The organism is Ignavibacteriales bacterium (assembly GCA_015709675.1).
Classification (GTDB): domain Bacteria; phylum Bacteroidota; class Ignavibacteria; order Ignavibacteriales; family Ignavibacteriaceae; genus H2-BAC3.
Genome location: CP054182.1, coordinates 384,755 through 406,196, shown reverse-complemented (window position 1 = coordinate 406,196; position 21,442 = coordinate 384,755). Strand labels below are relative to the sequence as shown.

General features: G+C 45.8%; 18 protein-coding genes. 11 read left to right on the top strand and 7 right to left on the bottom strand.

Annotation, left to right across the window (positions count from 1 at the left end; all coding sequences use genetic code 11):
- Nucleotides 1–228 precede the first annotated feature (228 nt).
- A complete protein-coding gene (locus HRU80_01350) occupies nucleotides 229–2,418 on the top strand; it encodes an RNA-binding transcriptional accessory protein (GenBank protein ID QOJ27580.1) in 2,190 nt (729 codons plus the stop codon).
- A 267-nt stretch (nucleotides 2,419–2,685) separates the two neighbouring features.
- Complete coding sequence (locus tag HRU80_01345) at nucleotides 2,686–2,931, top strand: hypothetical protein (protein QOJ27579.1); 246 nt, start codon at nucleotides 2,686–2,688, stop codon at nucleotides 2,929–2,931.
- Nucleotides 2,932–3,070: 139 nt separating this feature from the next.
- Here the strand turns inward: HRU80_01345 and HRU80_01340 are convergent, their stop codons facing one another.
- From HRU80_01340 to HRU80_01325, 4 genes are all read right to left on the bottom strand, one after another.
- On the bottom strand, nucleotides 3,071–3,613 hold the full coding sequence (locus tag HRU80_01340) for a GNAT family N-acetyltransferase (GenBank protein ID QOJ27578.1): 543 nt from the start codon (nucleotides 3,611–3,613) through the stop codon (nucleotides 3,071–3,073).
- Between the two features lie 28 nt (nucleotides 3,614–3,641).
- A complete protein-coding gene (locus HRU80_01335) occupies nucleotides 3,642–4,001 on the bottom strand; it encodes a DsrE family protein (GenBank protein ID QOJ27577.1) in 360 nt (119 codons plus the stop codon).
- A 531-nt stretch (nucleotides 4,002–4,532) separates the two neighbouring features.
- Nucleotides 4,533–4,997 carry a PIN domain-containing protein gene (locus HRU80_01330; GenBank protein QOJ27576.1) on the bottom strand — a complete coding sequence of 155 codons (465 nt, stop codon included), beginning with the start codon at nucleotides 4,995–4,997 and terminating at the stop codon, nucleotides 4,533–4,535.
- 110 nt (nucleotides 4,998–5,107) lie between these two features.
- Nucleotides 5,108–6,193, bottom strand: a complete 1,086-nt coding sequence (locus tag HRU80_01325; protein ID QOJ27575.1) for a protein DA1 — start codon at nucleotides 6,191–6,193, stop codon at nucleotides 5,108–5,110.
- A 301-nt stretch (nucleotides 6,194–6,494) separates the two neighbouring features.
- On the opposite strand from HRU80_01325, the gene HRU80_01320 reads away from it, so the two are divergent.
- The 7 genes from HRU80_01320 (at nucleotide 6,495) to HRU80_01290 (ending at nucleotide 16,164) form a co-directional block, all read left to right on the top strand.
- A complete protein-coding gene (locus HRU80_01320) occupies nucleotides 6,495–7,538 on the top strand; it encodes a hypothetical protein (protein ID QOJ27574.1) in 1,044 nt (347 codons plus the stop codon).
- On the top strand, nucleotides 7,538–9,022 hold the full coding sequence (locus HRU80_01315) for a sigma 54-interacting transcriptional regulator (GenBank protein QOJ27573.1): 1,485 nt from the start codon (nucleotides 7,538–7,540) through the stop codon (nucleotides 9,020–9,022). The genes HRU80_01320 and HRU80_01315 overlap by 1 nt, the downstream gene beginning before the upstream one ends.
- 3 nt (nucleotides 9,023–9,025) lie before the next feature.
- Nucleotides 9,026–10,606, top strand: coding sequence for a serine/threonine protein kinase (locus tag HRU80_01310; protein QOJ27572.1), 1,581 nt, complete (start codon nucleotides 9,026–9,028; stop codon nucleotides 10,604–10,606).
- Nucleotides 10,607–10,651: 45 nt separating this feature from the next.
- Complete coding sequence (locus HRU80_01305; protein ID QOJ27571.1) at nucleotides 10,652–11,959, top strand: T9SS type A sorting domain-containing protein; 1,308 nt, start codon at nucleotides 10,652–10,654, stop codon at nucleotides 11,957–11,959.
- Nucleotides 11,956–12,783: a hypothetical protein gene (locus HRU80_01300; GenBank protein QOJ27570.1), complete on the top strand. Its 828-nt coding sequence runs from the start codon at nucleotides 11,956–11,958 to the stop codon at nucleotides 12,781–12,783. Before HRU80_01305 ends, HRU80_01300 begins: the two co-directional genes overlap by 4 nt.
- A 143-nt stretch (nucleotides 12,784–12,926) precedes the next feature.
- The gene (locus HRU80_01295; protein QOJ27569.1) at nucleotides 12,927–14,822 is read left to right on the top strand and encodes a T9SS type A sorting domain-containing protein; all 1,896 of its coding nucleotides are present in this window, start codon (nucleotides 12,927–12,929) and stop codon (nucleotides 14,820–14,822) included.
- A 271-nt stretch (nucleotides 14,823–15,093) separates the two neighbouring features.
- Nucleotides 15,094–16,164: an SGNH/GDSL hydrolase family protein gene (locus HRU80_01290; GenBank protein ID QOJ27568.1), complete on the top strand. Its 1,071-nt coding sequence runs from the start codon at nucleotides 15,094–15,096 to the stop codon at nucleotides 16,162–16,164.
- A 65-nt stretch (nucleotides 16,165–16,229) separates the two neighbouring features.
- Here HRU80_01290 and HRU80_01285 read toward each other — a convergent pair whose 3' ends face one another.
- Nucleotides 16,230–17,825, bottom strand: a complete 1,596-nt coding sequence (locus HRU80_01285) for an ABC-F family ATP-binding cassette domain-containing protein (GenBank protein ID QOJ27567.1) — start codon at nucleotides 17,823–17,825, stop codon at nucleotides 16,230–16,232.
- A 312-nt stretch (nucleotides 17,826–18,137) separates the two neighbouring features.
- Between HRU80_01285 and HRU80_01280 the strand changes: the two genes are divergently transcribed.
- Complete coding sequence (locus HRU80_01280; protein QOJ27566.1) at nucleotides 18,138–18,638, top strand: DinB family protein; 501 nt, start codon at nucleotides 18,138–18,140, stop codon at nucleotides 18,636–18,638.
- A 349-nt stretch (nucleotides 18,639–18,987) separates the two neighbouring features.
- On the opposite strand, the gene HRU80_01275 is transcribed toward HRU80_01280, so the two are convergent.
- Both HRU80_01275 and HRU80_01270 read right to left on the bottom strand, forming a co-directional pair.
- A complete protein-coding gene (locus HRU80_01275) occupies nucleotides 18,988–19,347 on the bottom strand; it encodes a helix-turn-helix domain-containing protein (GenBank protein ID QOJ27565.1) in 360 nt (119 codons plus the stop codon).
- A complete protein-coding gene (locus tag HRU80_01270) occupies nucleotides 19,325–19,642 on the bottom strand; it encodes a type II toxin-antitoxin system HigB family toxin (GenBank protein QOJ30421.1) in 318 nt (105 codons plus the stop codon). Before HRU80_01270 ends, HRU80_01275 begins: the two co-directional genes overlap by 23 nt.
- 312 nt (nucleotides 19,643–19,954) lie before the next feature.
- On the opposite strand from HRU80_01270, the gene HRU80_01265 reads away from it, so the two are divergent.
- Nucleotides 19,955–21,301: an ATP-binding protein gene (locus HRU80_01265; protein ID QOJ27564.1), complete on the top strand. Its 1,347-nt coding sequence runs from the start codon at nucleotides 19,955–19,957 to the stop codon at nucleotides 21,299–21,301.
- Nucleotides 21,302–21,442 lie beyond the last annotated feature (141 nt).

Sequence of the window (21,442 nt, the reverse complement as noted above, 5' to 3'; positions counted from 1 at the left end):
CCATTTTAAACTCTACCCTGTCCGCAAAAAATCTCCACTACGCTCACGTGCAGAAAATCGGGACGTCCTGACCGATGATTTTGCGTGAAGTTCCCTCCCAGCGTCATTCCGGCTATCCTTCACAGATTTCAAGACAGATCACAATAATAAAAAATTCCCGCTTTTTCAAGTTGCAAAACAACTCCTTTCTCCGTTTTTTGTGCACCGGTTTAAAAAATTTACAGGATTATGCAGATACCATCGGTCATTGCCACGCAGCTTGGGCTTAAGCTCAGCCAGACTCAGGAAGTAATCACTATGCTCGAGGAAGGAGCAACCATCCCTTTTATCGCCCGTTATCGTAAAGAGCGGACGGACGGGCTGGAGGAAGATATACTCCGCGAAATAGAAGAAAAGTTGCAATACTTCAAAATGCTGGAAGAGCGGAGGGCAACCATCCTGAAGAGCATTGAAGAGCAGGGGAAACTTACCGAAGAGCTCCGCCTGAAAATAGAAGCGTGCATCAAATTGCAGGAGCTTGAAGACCTCTACCTTCCCTACAAGCCCAAAAGAAAAACACGCGGTACCATTGCAAAGGCAAAGGGACTTGAGCCGCTGGCACTGTTTATTCTGGATAATCCGGAGTTCAGCGGTGACTTTGAAGCCAAATGCGCTGAGTTCATCAATGAGGAGCTGGGTGTAAAGAGCGGACGGGAGGCACTGCTTGGAGCTAAGGATATCATCGCGGAAATGATCAGCGACAGCGCGGATGTGAGAAAGGTTGTAAGAGAATATCTTTCAGAACAATCCTCAGTGGTTTCCGTTAAAGCACGGGAAGAAGAGCTTGAGACGCAGAATCTGAAGCTGAAGGAAAAAGAGAAAAAGGAAGTATATCTTATATACTATGACTTTAAAGCAGAGATAGCCAAGCTGAAACCCTATCAGATACTTGCCATGAACCGGGGTGAGCAGGAGGGATTCCTGAAGATCAGTCTTTCAGCCGAAGAAGCCTCGGCACATGCACTCATCAAAAGAGCGTTCCTTAGTTACTCCGAATCCTTCTTTATGGATATACTGATTGAAACAATTGCGGATGCTTATGACCGTCTTATCTTCCCCTCGGTTGAGCGTGAAGTAAGGAACGTGATGACCGAAGCAGCAGACCTCCACGCAATTGAGATATTCGCGAGTAATCTGCGCCAGTTATTACTGCAGCCCCCCTTTTCAGATAAAACAATCATGGGAATTGATCCGGGGTATGTGTCGGGATGCAAGGTTGCCGTAATTGACAAAACCGGTAAGTATATAGAGGGGGCAACCATCTATCCGCATGAACCGAAGAATAAAACAGCCGAGTCAGAAGCGATAATCATCCACTTTGTAAAAAAATACCGTGTTGATCTTATCGCAATAGGCAACGGAACGGCAAGCCGCGAAACGGAATTTCTTGTTTCGGAAATCATTAAAAAGAATGAGCTTGAGTGCCATTATCTGATTGTGAACGAAGCTGGTGCATCGGTCTATTCAGCATCGGAGACGGCGAAGAAGGAGTTCCCCGATCTTGAAGCAAGCCAGCGGGGCAATATATCCATTGCGCGCCGTGTGCATGATCCGCTCGCGGAACTGGTGAAGATTGATCCGAAGTCAATTGGAGTGGGTTTATATCAGCATGATGTCAACCAGAAATATCTTTCAAAGAAACTTGATGATGTGGTTGAGAGCTGCGTGAACTTTGTCGGCGTGGATGTAAACACTGCATCAGCCTCGCTGCTGACGTATGTTTCAGGGCTGAATAAAAGAATTGCGGAGAACATTGTAAAATACCGTGAGAAAAAGGGGAGCTTTAAGAACCGGAAAGAGCTGCTTGAAGTAACCGGGCTCGGCGAGAAAGTATTTGAGCAGTCAGCCGGATTCCTGCGTATTCCAAACGGCGAAAATCCTTTTGATAATACATTTATCCATCCGGAAGCATACGATGCAACAGACTCTTTGCTGAAAATGTTTAACATCGGAAAAGAAAAACTGAAAGAAGCCGGACCGCTGCTGGATTTCTTCATCAGTAAAAAAGGATTTTCGAAAGCAGCAAAAGAAGTGGGGCTGGGCGAACCGACATTAAAAGATATTATTGACAACCTCAAACGACCGGGACGTGATCCGCGTGAAGATATGCCAAAGCCAATCCTGCGCAGTGACGTACTTAAAATGGAGGACCTGAAAGAAGGAATGAAGCTGAAGGGAACGGTTCGCAATGTGGTTGATTTTGGCGCGTTTGTGGATATCGGGGTTAAACAGGACGGGCTGCTTCACGTTTCGCAGATTGCTGACCGGTTTGTAAAAAATCCGCTTGACCTGCTTAATGTGGGCGATGTTATTGATGTGCGGATTATTTCACTTGATATCCCCCGGAAGAGAATTTCGCTCAGCATGAAGAGCAGCTGAAAATCAAATATGAAGTATGAATTATGAATTGGCCGTATTGATCACTGCTGTACATAAAGCATTTTCTGTCTCCGGCTGAGAGAGCAATACTTTTCGCGCAAAGCCGCTGAGACGCAAAGGGGATTAAGAACCGCAGATTGTGCGAATGCCTGGCAGCGCTCGTGAGCAGGGATAGGATTAGAAAATTTCGATACACAATTGAGGCTGTAAGTATTTCGCAAAGAGTGGGGGAATATGTATTTTTGGGGTACACTATTAAGGAATTACATGGCAACGTTAACACCCCCTGAAGTTCAGCCGGCAAATCCGGCATCAAAAGAAAAGCAGATTTATACCCTTATTGAATCCATGAGCGAATACCTCCCCGTAGCTAATGACCGGAACCGTCTGGCATACTGTCTTATTACCGCGACTGATTCAGCTCTGATTACCCTGAAAACCAATAAACTGACTATTAAGGGAATTAGTGAAGAAGAACTTGCCAGGAAGATAGAAGCCGGCCTGCCCAAATAAATTTCTGCGGGGGGATGAATTTTTCAGGAGAAGCCGCTTCATGTAACTGAAGCGGAACTCCTGGTTCTAATCAGGTATATATAAGGTGATGCAACATGACAGATGTTGCCGCAGTAGTTTAAAAGTATCGGGGTGTAGTTTAGTTCGTCTTAAGTTTATTCCATTTCTCCCGGCTGATTTCGTAAACAAAATTAAGCCGCGATTCCTCTCCGTAATAGTTCACATCAAGTTCACCGCATTTTACCGCACCGATGCGTGATATAGCGATCTGGGAGCGGATATTTTTTGCTCCGATGTGGAAATATACTTTTGTTACAAACTGAAAAATATAGTCCAGCATCAGGGATTTAACCGCGTGGTTAAAGCCCTTTCCCCAGTATTCAGAAGCAAGGAATGTATATCCGATCAGGATGCTGTTTTCCTGCTCGTTGTAATCATAAAAGCGCGTGCTGCCGATGATTGCACCTGTCTGCTTATCTACAATTTTGAACGCCCCTTTGCTCTGTATAGCACCTTCAAAATAGGTGCGGAACTCCTCCAGCTTCCAGCGGTTAGGGTTAGGATGCTGCTCCCACACTCCGGGGTCTGATGCTGCTTTATAAAGATCATCAAAATCCCATTCGGCAAGCGGATAGAGGATTACTTTTTTATTTTCGAGGATTGGCTGAATATCAAACTGCATAGTATTAATATATCAAAGTGGCATGTAATTAAAATGTAAGAACCTTATCGCACTCAACGGTCCACTGTGCAAACTCTTTCATATTGCTGAGTTTTATTCCTTCGATAAAAGGGAGTTTGTCAATACCGCGTGCCTCCGAACATCCGCCGCAGCTTTTTACCTCACCCCCTTTTTGCAAAACAGATTTCAGCATCCGCTCGATATTATAGTAACCGGTTGGCGTGTTCTGGTTTGGAAGTCCGCAAAAAACCGCATCGGCAAGCAGGAAGATTTTCACTTCAACGGAGTTACCGTGATCTTTCTGCAGAGTCATTGCCATCCGCAGGGCGTTGTAAGCTTTTTCTGTACCGTAAGGGGCATCGTTAATGATGATGAGTATTTTTTGCATGGGCTTTGCTGATTAAGTCAGATATATCAATAAAATATAAGAAATTCAGAAACAGGTTTATAAACCGTTCACGATATGCATCACAGCTATTTTCTCCCCCTCAGATATCCAAACAGCTCCTTAAGCGGCTTTCCGGAGAAGTTTTGTTTTATATGGAAGAAGCCGTCTCCATTTACAAATTGGTTGTCAGCTTCGGGCATTCTTATGACTATTTGCGTAGCAGGAAAGGTCTGAGATTCTTTTTCAATTCGCCGAATCAGACCCCTTGTGCCAGCCATTCCTTAAATCCTCCAGACCCAGCGGAGAGCTGGGCTCCTTTAACTTTCGGGGACAAGTTGATTGCCTGGTGACAAAGTTTTAGTTTTAAATGAAAATTATTCTCAATAATTATATTACGCAGAAGGTCGTACTGAGTTTTTCTTTCTGCGGGATTTAAAGTATTCTAAAATTTCTTTGTTCGTCATCTTTGAAAGCTCGGCACTCATTTTGTCTCTCTGCTCCCTCATGAATTTTACGGCATCAAATTCTTTTTTAATCTTCTTCATAATTAATTAACTCTCTCGGTGAACGAATTTCCAATTGTCTGTATCCATTTTTTATATTAACGGAGTTGTAGCCCCTAATACGAAAAATATTAACAATGTGTTTAAAATTCCAACTGATTAATAAATCAGCATAATTTATAGTCGCTAATGCAATATGCAGACAGTCTGCAAAACTTGTTTGCCCAACAACTTTTTCCTTAATATACATATTCGCAAGATTGATTGCCTCATCGGTAATATTTAAAAAATCCGTGTTAGCCGCATGTAAACTTTTTACAAGTTCTTTAATATTTCGTGGAGCATTTTCAATCTCATTCTGTGTGACCTCTGAATAGAGTACGACGAACTCGTCCCTCTTGATTCTTTCGAAAAGAGGCACACTGAACTCAGAAAACTCTGCGTCAAAATATCCCCCAAAAACAGATGTGTCTATGTAAATTCTTTGTTTCATAACGTAAAATTAATGTATTTTTAACTAAATAGAGAAGTGAAAGAGTTGAAAACCATATCCTTTTGTTGCAACATATGATTTGCTGTTTTTAAGCATAGTTGCAACATATTTTACTTCCTCCCCCTCAAATACACAAACAGTTCCTTAAGCGGCTTTCCGGCGAAATTTTGTTTTATACGGCGGAAGCCTTCGCCGTAAACCGGGTCAGTGTCGGCTTCGAGCATTTTTATAACCATCGGGGCGGCGGGGTCGGGACTGCGGCTCAGCCACGTCCAGGAGAGATAATTGCAGCTTCCTTCGGTGGTGAGCGCATCAAGACCGCTGAGGCCATTCTGATGAAACCAGACATGCATCAGTTCGTGCGCGATGATGGATTCCGTATATATCGGGGGCAGCCCGTTCAGCACATAGACGGTAAAGGAGGCGGTTTCTTTCACAAGTTTATCATTGCGGTATTCGCTCCTGATCTGGGTATCACAAAAACCGCGCAGACTTTCAGTGAATGATTTGGCAGCCTTGCTTTTAAGTGTATTTTTATCAACTCCTTTTACGCTGACATTTTCCGTATTTATGCTGAACCCGGAGGAGCTGAGTCCGGCCAGGACTTTCTTGTAAAGTGAATTAAACATAGCGTCGGCAAACACCGCGTTCGGGTGGCAGAGTTTGCATACTGCTCTGCCGTCGTTGTAGCGGACTCCGCCGCCGGTGATTTCCGGCGCTGTCAGCCGGGTGCAGGCATCGCACTTCGGGTATTCTTTTTCGTGAGCGGAGTGAAATTCGTTCCCGTATATATCAGCCGTTATATAACCGGTCAGCCCCTCTTTGCAGACGGCGCATTTCTTTTCGATGCTGTTTCGGTAACACTCCTCGTGGTACTTTTTGCCGTCATAAGAAACATAGGAGCTTTTGAGAATTTTTTTACAGAGGTCACAGAATGGGGCATTCTTTTCGGTAAGGCAGTCAGGGTGATAGAATTTTCCTTTCTCCTGAGCATAAGAACCGGTAATGATCTGAGAGCAGGAAGAGCAGAGAAAATGCTCCGGATGAAAGTTCTTTCCTTCAACGGTTATGTAATTGCCTTCAATGCTCTTTTTGCAATAGGTGCAGGTTGTCTGGGCGGAAAGATTTATTGCCGCCAGAAGCAGGATCAGAAGGAGAATCTGTATGAAGGATGTATGATAATTCTTTGTCACCATGGGAAGAAAAATAGGGAGAAAAAGTGAGGATAGGAAGTGCCCCCCCTCGACTCCCCCTCGGCTACGCTCGGGGACCAGCTCGGAGACCGGCTCGGAGACCAGATTGAGATAAGCTCGTTGACCGGTCTGGAGATTGGATCGGGGGCCAGTTTGGGGATCGGTTCGGGGACTGGTTTGAGAATCGTCTAGGAGACCAGTTTGGAGACTGGTTCATGAACCGGAAGCAGGGAGGAGGTTAGGTAGGTATTGGTTGGAGCTGAGATCAAACCATATTACGCATCTGGTGTGTCATAAATCTGACGTGCTCTTAGCTGTTTTCTTTTTATTTTTAAGAATGGTCTTTTTTAACGGAATTCATCAAAAATCCGGGTTCAGGGCGGGATTTCTGCTCCTCCTCCTGGTTTCGTTTGCCTGGTCATCCTGCGATGCACCGCGGTCGAACCCCCTTGATCCGGGGAATCCGTCTAACCGGATTTACCAGCTCAAGGGGACAGTGCTTTCCGCCGAAAGAAGCCCCAGACCATTAGGCGGAGTCACGGTTTTCTGGGCTGATGAAAATCTTTCAACCCGTTCAGCTTCAGACGGAACATTTGCCCTGCAATGTGAAAAACGGACTCCCGGATGGCTGGTTTTTACTCTGGAGGGCTATACGCCTGATTCTGTTTATGTTGACTGGGGGGGAGAGAAATCCGTAACCCTGAGCCCCCGGCTGAATGCTCTTCCGGTACTCGGCGGGCTGAATATATACAGCACGGTAAGAAACAAATACAGCAACACGGAATTCCTCCTTTACTTTGAAGTGACGGTAACTGATGCCGATGATGATATTGATTCAGTGAAGATTATCTGTGATCCGCTCTTGGTGAATGTCTCCCTTACCAAACAGACTGCATCCTATTTTGAGGGAAGGTTTTATGACTATGAGCTTGAGCTGACAGAGTTTAACGATGTTATCGGGAAGCCGTTCAGGGTAGTGGCTGTAACTGAGTCGGGTAAGAGTTTTCAGGTAGGGAGCTCAACGGTCCTGCGGGTAATCCGTGATGAAGTGGAAGTGATTACTCCGAAGAACTCAGATACACTTTCCACCACAACTCCGCTGCTAAACTGGAACAGGTTTACTCCCGGCTTCTCATTCACCTATACCCTTGAAATATATACTGACGAAACGGAACCGGTCCTGCAGTGGCGGAAAGAAAACGTTTCTTCCGATGAGATTTTTATGCAGGTAGATACTCCGCTGACGGTGACGCCGAACAACGACCGGTTCTTCTGGGTAATCTGGTGCATTGATGAATATAAAAACAAATCCCGCTCCAAACCGGCGGGCTTCACCATACGGCCATAATGAATATTATAGATAAATTCGGATATATAAAGAACCTGACGCGCGAACAGTTTGAAGCGCTGCAATCCATCAGCCAGCTTCTGAACCGTGAGGTGTATGAAGAGGATATCATCCATGATATGCTGGACTGGGTGCTGCATGTGGTGAACGCAGAGCGTGTGGTATTTGCAAAATATGAGCGGGCGGATGAAAGTTTTCAGCTTATTGCATCCCGGAATATGAACAGGGAAGTGGTAAACCGGCTGGAAGATTTTTCAGCGGGTATATTCCGTCAGGTGACAGTAAGAAAGCAGCCGGTCCTTTACCATGATGTGCAGAACGAAGAGGGACTTTCTCAGTTTGCAAGCGTGCTTATAAAGAAGATCAGGTCGGTAATCGGTGTGCCGCTGATTAAGAACGATGAAGTATGGGGAGTGATCGTGGCAGACAGCCAGTCAGACCGGCGTGAGTTTACGGATTCAAATCTGCTCTTCCTGAATTTTATTGCTAATCTTGTCTCCCTTGCCCTGGACCGCGCGGTCAGACTGCGTGTGCTTGCTGAGGATAATCTGCTTCTGAAGCAGCGCGTTGAAGAATATATTGAAGTGCCGGATATGATCGGCTCAAGCAAGGCAATGAAGGATTTATTTAAACTGATCAACCGTGTTGCGGCATCAGACGCTACCGTGCTGCTTTTAGGAGAAAGCGGAACGGGTAAAGATCTTGCAGCAAATGCTATTCACCGGCTGAGCAGCAGAAGAGAAAATCCCTTTCTGGCACAGTTTTGCGGCTCAATTCCTGATTCACTTCTTGAAAGCGAACTTTTCGGATATAAAAAGGGCGCATTCACCGGAGCGGCGGGAGACAAAAAAGGACTTCTTGAAGCTGCTGATAACGGCACGTTTTTCCTAGATGAAATAGCTGATATATCACCGGCGCTTCAGGCAAAACTGCTGCGTGTGCTTGAGAACCGGGAGATTATCCGTCTTGGTGATACGCAGCCCAGAAAAATAAACGTTCGTATTATAACCGCAACCAATAAAGACCTTCAGCAGATGGTAAAAGAGGGAACGTTCCGTGAGGATTTATTTTACCGGCTGAATGTTTTCCCCATCCGTATTCCTCCGCTGCGCGAGAGGAAGGAAGATATACCGCTTCTTGCACAGCATTTTATAGAAAAGCTTGGCAGGCCCGATCTTAAGCCGGGAAGATTTGCTCTGCTGAAACTGGAAAAATATCACTGGCCGGGCAACATTCGCCAGCTTCTTAATGTTATTCAGCGTGCCATTATTCTTTGTGACGGGGACAGGATAGAAGAAGAGCATATTATTATTGAAGAACAGCAGGATACCCTTAGTTTCAGCGGAACACTGGAAGAGTTTGAAAAACGCCTGCTGCTTAAGCGGCTTGAGGAACATAACGGCAACCGTACGCAGACGGCCGAATCTCTCGGGGTATCGGTACGCTGGGTGCAGCTCAAACTGAAAGAGCTGGATATAAAGTAAGCAATGGCAAAACAGAACGGATCACTGCAGACGGCGCACTACCGGCATCTGGAAGTCCTGAAAAAGGATGACCTGAGCGCGGTATATATAGCTGAGGATATGAAAAGCGGTGAGACGGTCATCCTTAAAACGCTCCGGACTGATGCGCTTCCTGATCCGACCATAATTACGCGCTTTAAGAGGGAGTCAAGCCTGCTTTCCTCCATGAAGCATCCGGGTGTTATAACTGCTCTTGACTCCGGCTCTGACGGCAGTTTGTTATATATCAGCTTTGAATATTTCAAAAGCCGGAATCTGCGTCAGCTGATGCAGCAGGGTGTGCTCACAGAAGAAGTTAAAATTCTTCTGGTGAAACAGTTCTTCGCCTCACTGCAATACGCTCATTCACTCGGCATTATTCACCGTGATCTGAAGCCGGAGAATATCCTGGTTGCTGAAAACCATCATCTGAAACTCGGTGATTTTGGTCTGGCAACAGGCGGGGCAGAAAATTTTGTTACTTCGCAGTATTCCGTGGTGGGAACACCCGGATATATGTCCCCCGAACAGATTCAGGGGCAGACGCTTACGCTGCGGAGTGATTTGTTCTCTGCCGGAATCGTGGTCTTTGAACTCTTCACCGGCAGAAACCCTTTTGTGGGGAGTGATATTAATGAAACGCTGAACAACATCATGAATTATGATGAATCTCAGTTTGAAAATGAATTTGAGACGCTTCCAGAAGAAATACGGGTGATTGTCCGGGCAGTATTAAAAAAGAATGCTGAGAAGCGTGAGGAGGGGGTGTTTGCACTTGCAGCAGCACTGCCGGGCGATATATCAAATTTTAACGGAACAAACGCGGGCCGGTCATCTAAAGCATATCTCTATACTTCCGCCGCGCTCCTGTTTGCGGCGGCAATATATATTATCTCGATCCTTCTGCCCGGAGGAAGCGGCGGTAATCTGACAGGGAGTGAAACATTTATGAATGCTCCTCCGGAAGAGCAGCAGATTACGGGCAATGATACACGGCCGGATTCCGGTGAACAGAAGAATGCGGCACAGGAGGAGCAGAAGACCGGTGATGAACCGAAGCAGGAGAGTGAGTCTGTACTTATTCCTTCTCAGACCCCGCCTATGATTCCGGCCGAAGATAAGAAGGAATCCGAACAGACCTATGGCGAACTTGCCGTTGAAGTGCTTCCCTGGGCGGTGGTATATATAGATTCGGTACGTTTTGAAACCACTCCTCTGAAAGAGAATATTATCCTTGAGACCGGGCGGCATTACATTATGCTCACTAATCCCGGTTATCCAGTCTACCGCGGCGAGGTAAACATTCGTGAGGGGGAGGTAAACCGGCTGAAGGTAAACCTGGAATCGCTCATGGGCTATCTTGACTGCAGAGTGCATCCCTGGGGTGAGGTGTATGTTAACGGGGTTATGAAGGGGGAGACTCCGCTGAAGTCACCGGTAAAATTGCCCCCCGGCGAGTATAAGGTGGTTATTAAGAACCGGGAATACGGAGAATCTGAGTTCACCGTGAAAATTTTGCAGGGTGAAACTTTTACTCTGAAGCATAATTTTAAGAATACCAACTAAAATGAGCATCTTTCTGTTTGGCATACAACTTGCACGGTCTGAGACATGAAACATAAAGTCATTTTACCTCAACTTCTGATAACCGCTTTGGCGGTTATCCTGCTTGGTTCCTCCCTCAGGGCACAGGAGCAGTGGGAGGTGGTGACTTCACTTACCCGCGGACTTTCGGGTGCGGCAGCGGTTGAGGTGAACGGTCAGATTTATGTAATCGGCGGATATTCAGATTCCGTTCAGAGTTCTGTTGACTGGATACAAAAGTTTAATCCGCTCACCGGAAAACTGACCGGTGTCGCCAGAATGAAGAAGAGGAGAATTTATCTTTTTGCCGCGGCATCCGGAACGGATATATATATACTTGGCGGTGAACTTGGCGGAGGGGGACATCAGGCGGGGGGTATTCTGGAAAAATACAATACGCTGAACAATACCGTTACAGCCATAGACACCAATAAAAAGTTTAACCGGATTGCCATGACGGGCATTATCCGGGATTCTATGATGTATCTGATCGGCGGAGAGCAGATCGGAAGCATCGGCCCTCCTGGAACACCGAATCCCTATATCATGGAATATAATCTGAATAAGAAAGACGTTACATTTAACTTTACCTCGATGTTCTCAGGCAATCTGATGCGCTCCGGGCAGATGGCTGCATTGCGGGATGATTATATCTATATATTCGGAGGAACATTTAACACGGTGCTTTCTGAAATATACCGCTATTACATACCAGGCCGGCAGCTGGGGAGAGTATATCCGAATATGCTGGTCCCCCGCGCAAGCGGATGCGCTGCAATTGCCCCGGTGCCCGGGGAATATATGATACTCGGCGGTTTTAATGAAGGCTCTCCGGCTCTTAACACGGTGGAAAAAATCCGGCTGAGCGATTCAACCTCGATTGTAAATCAGTACACCGCGCCGCTGAATTTCCGGCGGAAGAACTTCATGACCGTTTCCGCGGGGGGATATATCTACGTCTTCGGAGGAAGAAATGAGTTTAATCAGGCAGTCCGCGCGGTTGAGCGCTTCCGCCTGATAACAGACGCGGAGGAAGACGGGAAAACGCTTCCAGCCCTCTATTCATTGGGTCAGAACTATCCGAATCCGTTTAATCCGGCCACATCGTTCAGCTACACCCTGCCAGCGCGGAGTATGGTTTCAGTAACAATCTATGACGCGCTCGGTTCCGCGGTCACGGTGATTGATGAGGGAAGCCGCGAAGCCGGGGAACATCATTTGCAGTGGACTGCCTCAGGACTGCCCAGTGGTATATATTACTATGAACTTCGGGCTCTGCCTGCCGAGGGGGGAGAACTCTTCCGCCAGACAAGGAAGATGATTCTTCTTAAATGATATTCAGGCAAACCATTCTGCTTTTCGCCGTTTGTTTTTCACTCCTCTTTCCGCAGGAGCAAAAGCTGATTCAGCAGATTAAAAACGCGTTTGAGGATTTTGAGTATGCTCAGGTAATAGCCCTGAGTGATTCGCTTCTTAAGAGTTATCCGCAGATTACCCTGACCGACAAGAATGATATCCTTCTTCTGAAGGCAGTCTCTCATTATTCACTTTCTGAAGAACAGCAGGCAAGAAAATGTTTTATAGATATGCTCGCCGGAGACCGTACGCTTCAGCTTGATGAAAACCGGGTATCACCCAAGATACTGGCGCTGTTTACTGCCGTGAGGGAAGAATATCTCGCGTTCATTCCCGTTCAGCCGGAGAATACCGTTACAAAGAAGGATATATCAGAGGCGGGAATCACTTCATTGCTTCAGCAGTACAGCCGTTACAATGCGGCGGTATATAAATCGCTGCTGCTGCCGGGGTGGGGGCACTATTCGCTCGGGGAGTCTGCTCATGGCATTATCCTCGGTTCGGCAGCGCTTCTGACCATGGGCGCAGCTATTTATTATCAGATTGATGTTTCTGACAAGGAGACCGCGTATCTGAGTGCTATTGAACCAGCAGAGATAGAGTCCGGTTACAGTGCTTATAACCGGTCGTATAAAATCAGGAACATGCTTATCGCCGGGTTTGCCGCCATCTGGCTCTATGCACAGGGGGATCTTCTGATAAGAAATTCAGATTTTACCGGCGGGATTGGGCTTCTTACCGTGAGTAACGCTCCGGATGAGCGGATTATTCCGACTGTGTGGTTCAGATATTCCTTATTTTAGGTATGAAAAAACCGGAATACCGCGAAAATTTTGCACCCCTGAATAAATAGCAAGCCCGCAAAACCGCCGAATTTAAGGGTTTTTCCGGCTGGTATGACTTTTGAATAATAACAGCAAACAATTAAAACCATAATGGAGTAACCATGAAGTTCGTAAAGTCACTTTTCCTGGCGGCGCTGATCAGCACATTCGCTTTCGCGCAGCTCGCCCCGCCAACCAACCTGACTGCAACAGGCAGTCCGGATAACAGAACGGTAAAGCTTACCTGGGAAGACACCCAGACAAACGTTAAGTATTATGTTTATAAGAAAGATGCTCCTGCTGCTGATACCACCAAGCAGTTCAGAAAAATCGCTTTTGTTCACAGAAAAGATTTTGTAGATTTTCACCTTGCAATGGGAGTTACCTACAGCTATTACGTAAAAGCTGTTAATTTTGGCAATGTGAGCGACCCCTCAAACATTGTTGAGTTCACCAGAACCGCGCCGGTATATACATACGGAAAGCTGAACGGCTTCGTTGTCAGTGATGCAAGCCAGCTTCCGGTTGCCGGCGGTTATGTTAAGTTCCTCCCCGTTTCAAATGCTGCCGGAGCCCAGATGCTGAGTGTCCGGACAGACAGCAACGGATTCTATTCAGCAAAACTGAAGACCGGTGATTATAAAATCTTCTTCAGCGCGCACACCTTTATCGGTGAGTATTATGACAATGCCTCTTCTTCGTCTGCGGCAACTGTTGTAACAGTAGCTGAAAACGATTCGCTCACTCTTAACACAGCAGCTCTTGCCGCAATTGTTCCGCCGGTTGTTTATACCGTATCAGGAACTGTTTTTGATGCAGCAGGACTTGTCGGCAAAAAAGCTGAAATTGTGGCATTTAAGAAGAATGTAACACCGGGCCCTCATCCGGGATTCGGACAGTACAGAAGAGTAACTGATTCACTTGGTAACTTCTCTCTGAATGTGCGTCTTGGTGATACCCTTGCGCTTTTTGCAAGACCGTTTGACAATACCCTGAAATCCGAATACTATGACGGAAAAGCAACTCTTCAGGAAGCTGATCTGATTGCAGTTACCGCAAGCGTAACCGGAATCAACTTCACTCTTGATCCCAAGCCGGTTTATGCAAACGGAGTATCAGGCACTGTTACCGATTCACTCGGAACCACTGGTCTGAAAGGTTATGTATATCTGATTAAGAGAAATGTAACTTCCCCATCACCGGTTAATCATACCAGAAGAAAAGTATGGACCGCAACCGATTCTCTTACCGGTGCATATTCATTCTCAAATCTTGAGCCGGGTGAATATATAGCACTTGCAGCCGCAATGGGCTATAAAGCAACCTACTTCAATTATGACGGCACACATACCATGGACTGGCGCCTGGCAGACTCAATAGTAGTCGGCGAATCCGGTGTTGTTGAGAATATCAATTTTAACCTCTGGGCACGTCTGCCATATCCTGGCGGAAACCATGCGGCAATTTTCGGAAACACCTTTGAGCTCACCGGTTCAGTTGTTGAAGGTGTTCTCACCTATGTTACCGATGCTGAAGGCAATATAGTAAGCGCAAGCGTATCAGACCCTGCAGGCAGCTACATGCACGAAGGTCTTAACAGCGGATATTATATGTTCACAGCTAATACCGTCAGCTTTGAAGACGCAATTATATCGGGCGTGGATGTTGATACCGATAACGGCGATGTGGAGCTGAATATATCACTCACCCCTGACGGAGTAACTACTGTTAAGGGTAACACCATTCAGCCGGATAAATTCGAACTGATGCAGAACTATCCGAACCCGTTCAACCCTTCAACCATTATCAGATTCTCACTGCCCGAGGCATCAGCTGTTACTCTGAGAGTATATAACGTAATCGGACAGGAAATTGCAGTTCTGGTTAATAATGAGTTCCGCACTGCCGGCTCACATGAGGTATCCTTCAATGCAGGCGCATTTGCAAACGGAGTATACATCTATAAGATTGAAGCTGCAGGTCTCTCTATCACAAAAAAGATGACCTTGTTGAAGTAAGAAACAAGAACACAAGAAAAGAACAAAGGAATCATCCCTCCTGACACACACGATGAACTGATTCCTTTCCTTAAAGGGTGCCTGGTAAAACAGGCACCCTTTTTTTATGGATACTGGGGGTTGCTTGTTAAGAATTCCCAAACGACATAAAGGACTCTAAGGACAAGAAGGACTTTGTACAAGGCAAAACTTTGCAGGACTCCTCAGTTCACTTCGTTTACTTTGCGTTTTAAACCTTCCTCACAAAAAGAGAAATTCATATTTTAAGCCCATGAAAACTTTACTCTTTCTTCTGATACTTTGTTCTTTTAATTATTCGCAGGAAACTCAACCGGCGGTTGCGTGGTACAGCTACGGCAGTTTTACCATTGAAGGGCTTGGTTCACCTGACTCTCTGAGGGAAACTCCTTATGACCGGATGCCGGTGAAATGGAAGGACAAGGTGCGTAAACCGGTGTGGGATTTATCAAAAAACACCGCGGGTGTTACTGTACGGTTTAATTCAAACACAACTTCGATCCGGCTGAAGTGGACTGTGCTGAACGATCTAAAAATGAATCACATGGCTGAGACCGGTATTAAGGGGATTGACCTTTATGCTAAGCTGAACAGTGAATGGATATATATCAATACGTCCCGCCCGCAGGGGAAATACTCAGAGTCAAAGCTGATCGGGGGGATGAAGCCGGAAACGAGGGAGTATCTGCTTTATCTTCCGTTGTATGACGGCGTAACCGATTTGCAGATTGGCGTTGACTCTTCAAGCACCTTTAATGCTCCTGAGAAGAGCCGTGAGAAACCCATTGTCTATTACGGGACAAGCATTGCGCAGGGAGGATGTGCCTCGCGGCCCGGGATGGCGCACACAAATATCCTTTCACGGATGATGGGAACTGAAATCATTAATCTCGGCTTCAGCGGGAACGGACGCATGGAGCTCCCCATTGCTGAGTTCATGGCTGAAACTGACGCGCGGTTTTATGTGCTGGATAACATTCCGAATATGAAGCTGGAAGAAGTGCTCAGCAATGTCCGCCCTTTTATTACATATATACGAAGCAGGAGGCCGGAAACTCCTGTAGTGTTTATCGAAAGTTTTCTTTTTGCCAACACGGTACTTGATGGGGGCAGCTACCAGATTATCCTTGAAAAGAATAAAGCTCTGCGTGCCGGGTATGAAAAACTAAAAGCAGAAGGAGTTAAAGGATTATACTATATCTCTCTCGATGAAATCAGTGCGCAGCTTGCCGAGGGAACGGTTGACGGCGTTCATCTTACTGACCTGGGGTTCATGCGGTTCGCTGAATTTCTGAAAAAACATTTTTCCAGACTTCCGGACTGACAAAAGAGTTTCCCGCAGATTGCGCAGATACGCGCAGAAAACCTTTGTTCATTGTAAATTGTACATTAGATATGTTTGTCCAGATCGAGAGTTTCTTTAAGTCCGGCAGCTTCGGGAAAGAATGTATCATGGGTAATGCAAAGCACTGCACCCTGATATTGTCTGACAACATCTGCAAGGATTTCCTGTGTTGCAAGATCAAGATTATTCATCGGCTCATCAAGAATAAGCAGGTCGGGCTGCTGTGCTGAGGAGATGAGCATTGCAAGCGCCAGGCGCATTTTCTCTCCTCCGCTTAATGTCTCTGCCTGCCGGAAAACCAGTTCCCCGTAAAATTTCATCCTTCCGGCAATGATGCGCAGTTCATGTTCAGCCCGCTTAAATTCTGATGCGCGCTTTAGATTATCCAGCAGAGTTTCTTCATCGTTAATCATACTGGTGGTCTGATCAAGATAGAATACCCTTTTAGCCGAAAAATGTATCTCTCCTTCTAACGGGGTCAGTTCTCCGAGGAATAATCGTATCAGCGTGGTTTTTCCGGAGCCGTTGGAGCCCTGCAGGTGAAGCCGCTCGTGTTTGCGAAGCACAAAGGTTACCGGTTTCTTCCAGAGAGGAGTGCCGGCGTAAGAAAAATTGACCTCTGTGGCAGATGCGATTACCGAAGCTGTGCCTGATGAAGCCGTGCCGATATCCGGCTTGATATATACGGGAGCGCTTATCTGTTCTTTCAGCTGATGAAGTTTTTCCTGCCTGGCGGAAATTTTTTCCTCAAATTTTTTATGTAAGGAAGCAAGGGTCTCTTCACCGCTCTGTTTCATCTTGTTCCGCATGATGCGAGGAACGCTGCTTTTTTGCGCTGCATGTTTCCCTTTTTTATTCCCTTTGGCCTGGCGTTCGAGCGCTTCCGCTGAATTTTTTACCAGTTTCCTCAGTTCTGAGCCGGTATTTTCGAATTCACGGATGAGTGCTTCCTGCTGATGGTGTTTAACCGACTTATAAAGATCATAATTGCCGGTGTAAACAGTGCATGAGCCGTCTTCTATCTCAATGATCTGTTTTGCCGCGTCAAGCAGAAACCGGTCGTGCGTAATTACGAGAAAAGTCTTGCGCGTCTTATATATCGTATCCAGAAGCTGCTTTTTGGCGGACTTGTCAAGATGATTGGTGGGCTCATCCAGCAGCAGAATTTTGGTTCCCTGTGCCGCAATACTGGCAATGAGCAGCCGCATGACTTCTCCATTGCTCAGTGTTGTGCACTGTTCGCTGTGATGACGCGGTCTGATATTTGCGTTCTTTAAGATTTTCTCATATTGCGGCTGATAGCTTACGTTATCAAATTCACGAATAAAGTCTTCCGGTTCTGCTTTGTCTGAATAATACCCATCCTCAACTTCAGGGTGATAATTCAGACCGGTTATCTGTCCGATTGTCTTTGATTGGTACATACTAATAGATTGCGGCAAAAGCCAGGGTTCTTCAGTGCAGTATATGCTGCCGGACTGCGGCTGAAGCCGGCCTGTAATCAGCCCGAAGAGGGTGGATTTGCCGGAGCCGTTTTTGCCGGTAATGCAGGTGAGTCCCGGCCCTGCTGAAAACGTTACATTTTGCAGCAGAGGTTTTTCACCGGGATATGAAAATGTTATATTGTTTATCTGGAGCATAGATTTCCTTTCTGATTAGTTGAAAACAGGGAAATCCGGTACGGTTAGAGAAGTGGCTGAGCTGAGTAAAATTTAACAAATGGACGCACTCCGGCTTGCGAGCCGGAATTCCCAAAAAATATGTTAAATTTTACCGATCATTTGTGCGGAAATTAGTGAAACAATGTACCGCAAATATAAAGAAATTTTAATTTACTGCAATTCCGGTTGTGTTCAACGGCCGCTGCACAGTGATGAAAGGTTGCATACAGAAACAGGCGATGCGCCTCAGGATAAACTTTTTTTGTGTATATAATTCAGGAAAATGGTAACATGAAATCAACGGAAGAACTGCTTGCGGAGCTGCAGGACTCAACTGAAAAGATAATTGCTGCGATCAGCGCAGTGCCGGATGAGAAGCTGAACATCAAACCCGCGCCGGAAAAGTGGTCGGCGGGGGAGTGTGCTGAACACATCGTTCTGACGGAGCTGCTTATCAACCGGCTCTTCAGGGGAAACGGTGTTGCCGCGGAGCGCAGACCGGATGAAAAGGTGAGTGATATGGCGGAAAAGTTTGGTGATGCTGAAAAGAAGCTGAGCGCGTTTGGACCAATTATTCCTTCGGCTTCTGAAAAATCAAAAGAAGAGCTGCTCAAAAGATTTTCGTCCAACCGAAATATGCTGGCTGAGTATATAAAGACAAAAGACATGAGCGAGCTGATAACATCATTTAAGCATGGTCTGTTCGGCGAAATGACGCGGTATGAGTGGGCACAATTTATCATCCATCACTCAGAGCGGCACAGGAAACAGATGCTCAGGGCTGTGGAGTGATTTAATTCCAGCGGAATTGGAGACTGGTAGAAATATATGAACTGCTTACCCCCCCTCTCCGGCTCCAGCGGAGTCGTATATTGCTACTGGTTTGGGTTTGTTATGATCTGCGAATCCTCCGGATTCGGGGTGGGGTTCGGGCTTATTTGATTTCTACCAATTTATGAATCCTCCGGATTCAAAACAATTCCAGCGGAATTGAAGATTGGTAGAAAATTGTATACCGTTTAGTCTCTCATCCGACTCCAGCGGAGTTGTATATTGCTGTGCGGGATTGGTCGTGCTGTGATATGCGAATCCTCCGGATTCAGTTGATGGTAATTATCCTCTTTCAGTTTTCCAATATCAATTAATATTCGTTTATCAACACTCCAGCCGGAATATGGAGTTTTTTATTAAGACGACGAATCATTGAGAGACTTAGTTTTCTTTTCCCATTTAATATTTCAGAGACACGGCTGCGGGATCCCAAAATAAGCTCAAGCTGTTTTGGTGAAACGTTCATCTGATCCATTCGGAACTTAATAGCTTCAATGGGATGTGGAGGCGCAAATTTATAACGCTCTTCCTCATATGCTTCAATAAAAAGTACAAGAGTCTGATATTCAATAAACTCATCACTGTCTTCTTTCAGATCAAGCTGTATCAGCTCATACACTCTTGCAAGTGCATTTTCGTATTCTTCACTAGTTTTTATGGGTTTTAACATAGCGTAATTCCTTGATGTTTACTTTGCTGTATTCGGCATGGGTGCCAATCCAAATGACGAAAACGGTTTTAAATTTATATTCGATATCAACAACTAATCTGTAGCTGTTTCCTTTGATATCAAAAACGACTCTCTTATTATCAATTATTGAAGCTTTTGGAAATAAATCATGAATATCACCGGGAGTATTCCATAAACAGTCCTTAACTTCATCGTACCAGCTTTTGAGAGGCTGCTCTGTATTAGCGTGCACCTCCCAATAGGACTGTAGAGTATTTTTCGAAATTATTCTCATAAGATAAAAATATGTTCCCAAAATGGGAAATCTCCAAGTAAAATCCAAGTCAAACTTTTGGGTAAACTTAACGTTTTACAGTTCATTCGGATTGATAGGGGAGGTGCAAATTCCCGCTGAAATTGACCCACCCCCTTCCCTGGTAAATTCATAATTCATACCTCATAATTCATAATTCCCCAAGTATCCCTTGTAATTTTACAAAATCGGGTCCTGATTACCCTTGTTATTTTACAAATATGGACAAAATTACCCTTGTTATTTTACAAAAATCACCCTAAATTACCCTTGTTATTTTACAAATGGTTAAAAATGGTCAAAAGAACGAAGCTTAGAGCGCTTTTGGGGTGGAAGGACCGCCTTGGCAGGAAACCGCTCATTCTGAGGGGTGCCCGGCAGGTGGGTAAGACAACTCTGGTCAATATGTTCGCGGAGGAGTTTGACCACTATCTCTATCTCAATCTTGAGCGCCCGGAGGATAGAAACCTTTTCCCGGAAAATACTCCATTTGAGCAGGTAGTAAGGGGTATTTTTCTGGCGAAATCAAAACCGTTGAATGCACCCTCCACGCTTCTGTTTATTGATGAAATACAGAACTCAGCAGTTGCAATAAATCTGCTGCGCTATTTTTATGAGGAGATGCCTCAGCTTCATGTAATTGCTGCAGGTTCGGTGCTGGAGTCCCTGCTGAATTTTAACGAGAGTTTTCCGGTGGGCAGGGTTGAGTATGAATATCTGCATCCGTTCACATTCGAGGAGTTTCTGCTGGCAAGAGGCCAGACTGGTCTTGTTGAGGCACTGGATATATATCCTTTCCCCGCGGGGCTTGCAACAAGAATGCTGACTGAGTATTCCGCTTATGCACTCGTCGGGGGAATGCCCGAAGCAGTCAGTGAGTATGCCCGTACAGGTGATATTTACACTGTATCACGTGTCTATGAATCGCTTCTAAGTTCATATCTTGATGATGCCGGTAAATATGCATCTCATCAGAATCAGGCAGCACTGCTCAGACATGTTATCACATCTGCATTTTTAGAAGCGGGTAAGCGGATAACTTATGAGGGTTTTGGAAAGTCGCAATACAAATCACGCGAAGTGAAAGAAGCCCTGCAAATACTTGAAAAAGCAATGCTGATCCGCCTACTGCATCCTTCCAGTTCAGTAATGCCTCCGATTGCTGAAAACAAAGGGAGGGCGCCAAAACTGCAGGTGCTTGATACAGGTCTGCTGAACTATTTTGCCGGTATCCAGAAAGAGTTCGCTCTGCAGAAAAATCTTGAAGAAGTGTATGCGGGGCGGGTTGCCGAACATCTGACCGGGCAGGAACTGATCGCGGCAAGCAGTTCCCGGTTTCATCAGCCCGCATTCTGGATGCGGGAAAAATCGCAGTCTTCCGCCGAAATAGATTATATATATCAGCATGATGATCTGATAATTCCCGTAGAGGTAAAATCGGGCAAATCAGGCCGTCTGAGATCACTGCATCTGTTTTTGGATATGTGTCCGCACCCGTTTGCAGTCAGAGTTTACTCAGGGGAGCTTTCGACGGAGGAGCCGGTAACCCAGTCTGGCAAAAGGTACAAATTGCTGAATTTACCATTTTACCTGCTTCCGCGGCTGAAAACCTATGTCGCCCGAATGGTCTCCGGTGGTTAGGTGTTATCAGCCGGACGCAACGGTAAATGGCTTTAATCCCGGTTGATACAGTAAAGGTATTCCTAAAACTGACTCCGGCAACTCTCCCCCTTTTTTCGTAAATTTGTTGCTGATCTTATCAGAATTAAGCCAATAAAGGAG

Coding starts and splice junctions, on each gene's coding strand:
- HRU80_01350 (QOJ27580.1), top strand. CDS start 229: ATGCAGATACCATCGGTCATTGCCACGCAGCTTGGGCTTAAGCTCAGC.
- HRU80_01345 (QOJ27579.1), top strand. CDS start 2,686: ATGGCAACGTTAACACCCCCTGAAGTTCAGCCGGCAAATCCGGCATCA.
- HRU80_01340 (QOJ27578.1), bottom strand. CDS start 3,613: ATGCAGTTTGATATTCAGCCAATCCTCGAAAATAAAAAAGTAATCCTC.
- HRU80_01335 (QOJ27577.1), bottom strand. CDS start 4,001: ATGCAAAAAATACTCATCATCATTAACGATGCCCCTTACGGTACAGAA.
- HRU80_01330 (QOJ27576.1), bottom strand. CDS start 4,997: ATGAAACAAAGAATTTACATAGACACATCTGTTTTTGGGGGATATTTT.
- HRU80_01325 (QOJ27575.1), bottom strand. CDS start 6,193: ATGGTGACAAAGAATTATCATACATCCTTCATACAGATTCTCCTTCTG.
- HRU80_01315 (QOJ27573.1), top strand. CDS start 7,538: ATGAATATTATAGATAAATTCGGATATATAAAGAACCTGACGCGCGAA.
- HRU80_01310 (QOJ27572.1), top strand. CDS start 9,026: ATGGCAAAACAGAACGGATCACTGCAGACGGCGCACTACCGGCATCTG.
- HRU80_01305 (QOJ27571.1), top strand. CDS start 10,652: ATGAAACATAAAGTCATTTTACCTCAACTTCTGATAACCGCTTTGGCG.
- HRU80_01300 (QOJ27570.1), top strand. CDS start 11,956: ATGATATTCAGGCAAACCATTCTGCTTTTCGCCGTTTGTTTTTCACTC.
- HRU80_01295 (QOJ27569.1), top strand. CDS start 12,927: ATGAAGTTCGTAAAGTCACTTTTCCTGGCGGCGCTGATCAGCACATTC.
- HRU80_01290 (QOJ27568.1), top strand. CDS start 15,094: ATGAAAACTTTACTCTTTCTTCTGATACTTTGTTCTTTTAATTATTCG.
- HRU80_01285 (QOJ27567.1), bottom strand. CDS start 17,825: ATGCTCCAGATAAACAATATAACATTTTCATATCCCGGTGAAAAACCT.
- HRU80_01280 (QOJ27566.1), top strand. CDS start 18,138: ATGAAATCAACGGAAGAACTGCTTGCGGAGCTGCAGGACTCAACTGAA.
- HRU80_01275 (QOJ27565.1), bottom strand. CDS start 19,347: ATGTTAAAACCCATAAAAACTAGTGAAGAATACGAAAATGCACTTGCA.
- HRU80_01270 (QOJ30421.1), bottom strand. CDS start 19,642: ATGAGAATAATTTCGAAAAATACTCTACAGTCCTATTGGGAGGTGCAC.
- HRU80_01265 (QOJ27564.1), top strand. CDS start 19,955: ATGGTCAAAAGAACGAAGCTTAGAGCGCTTTTGGGGTGGAAGGACCGC.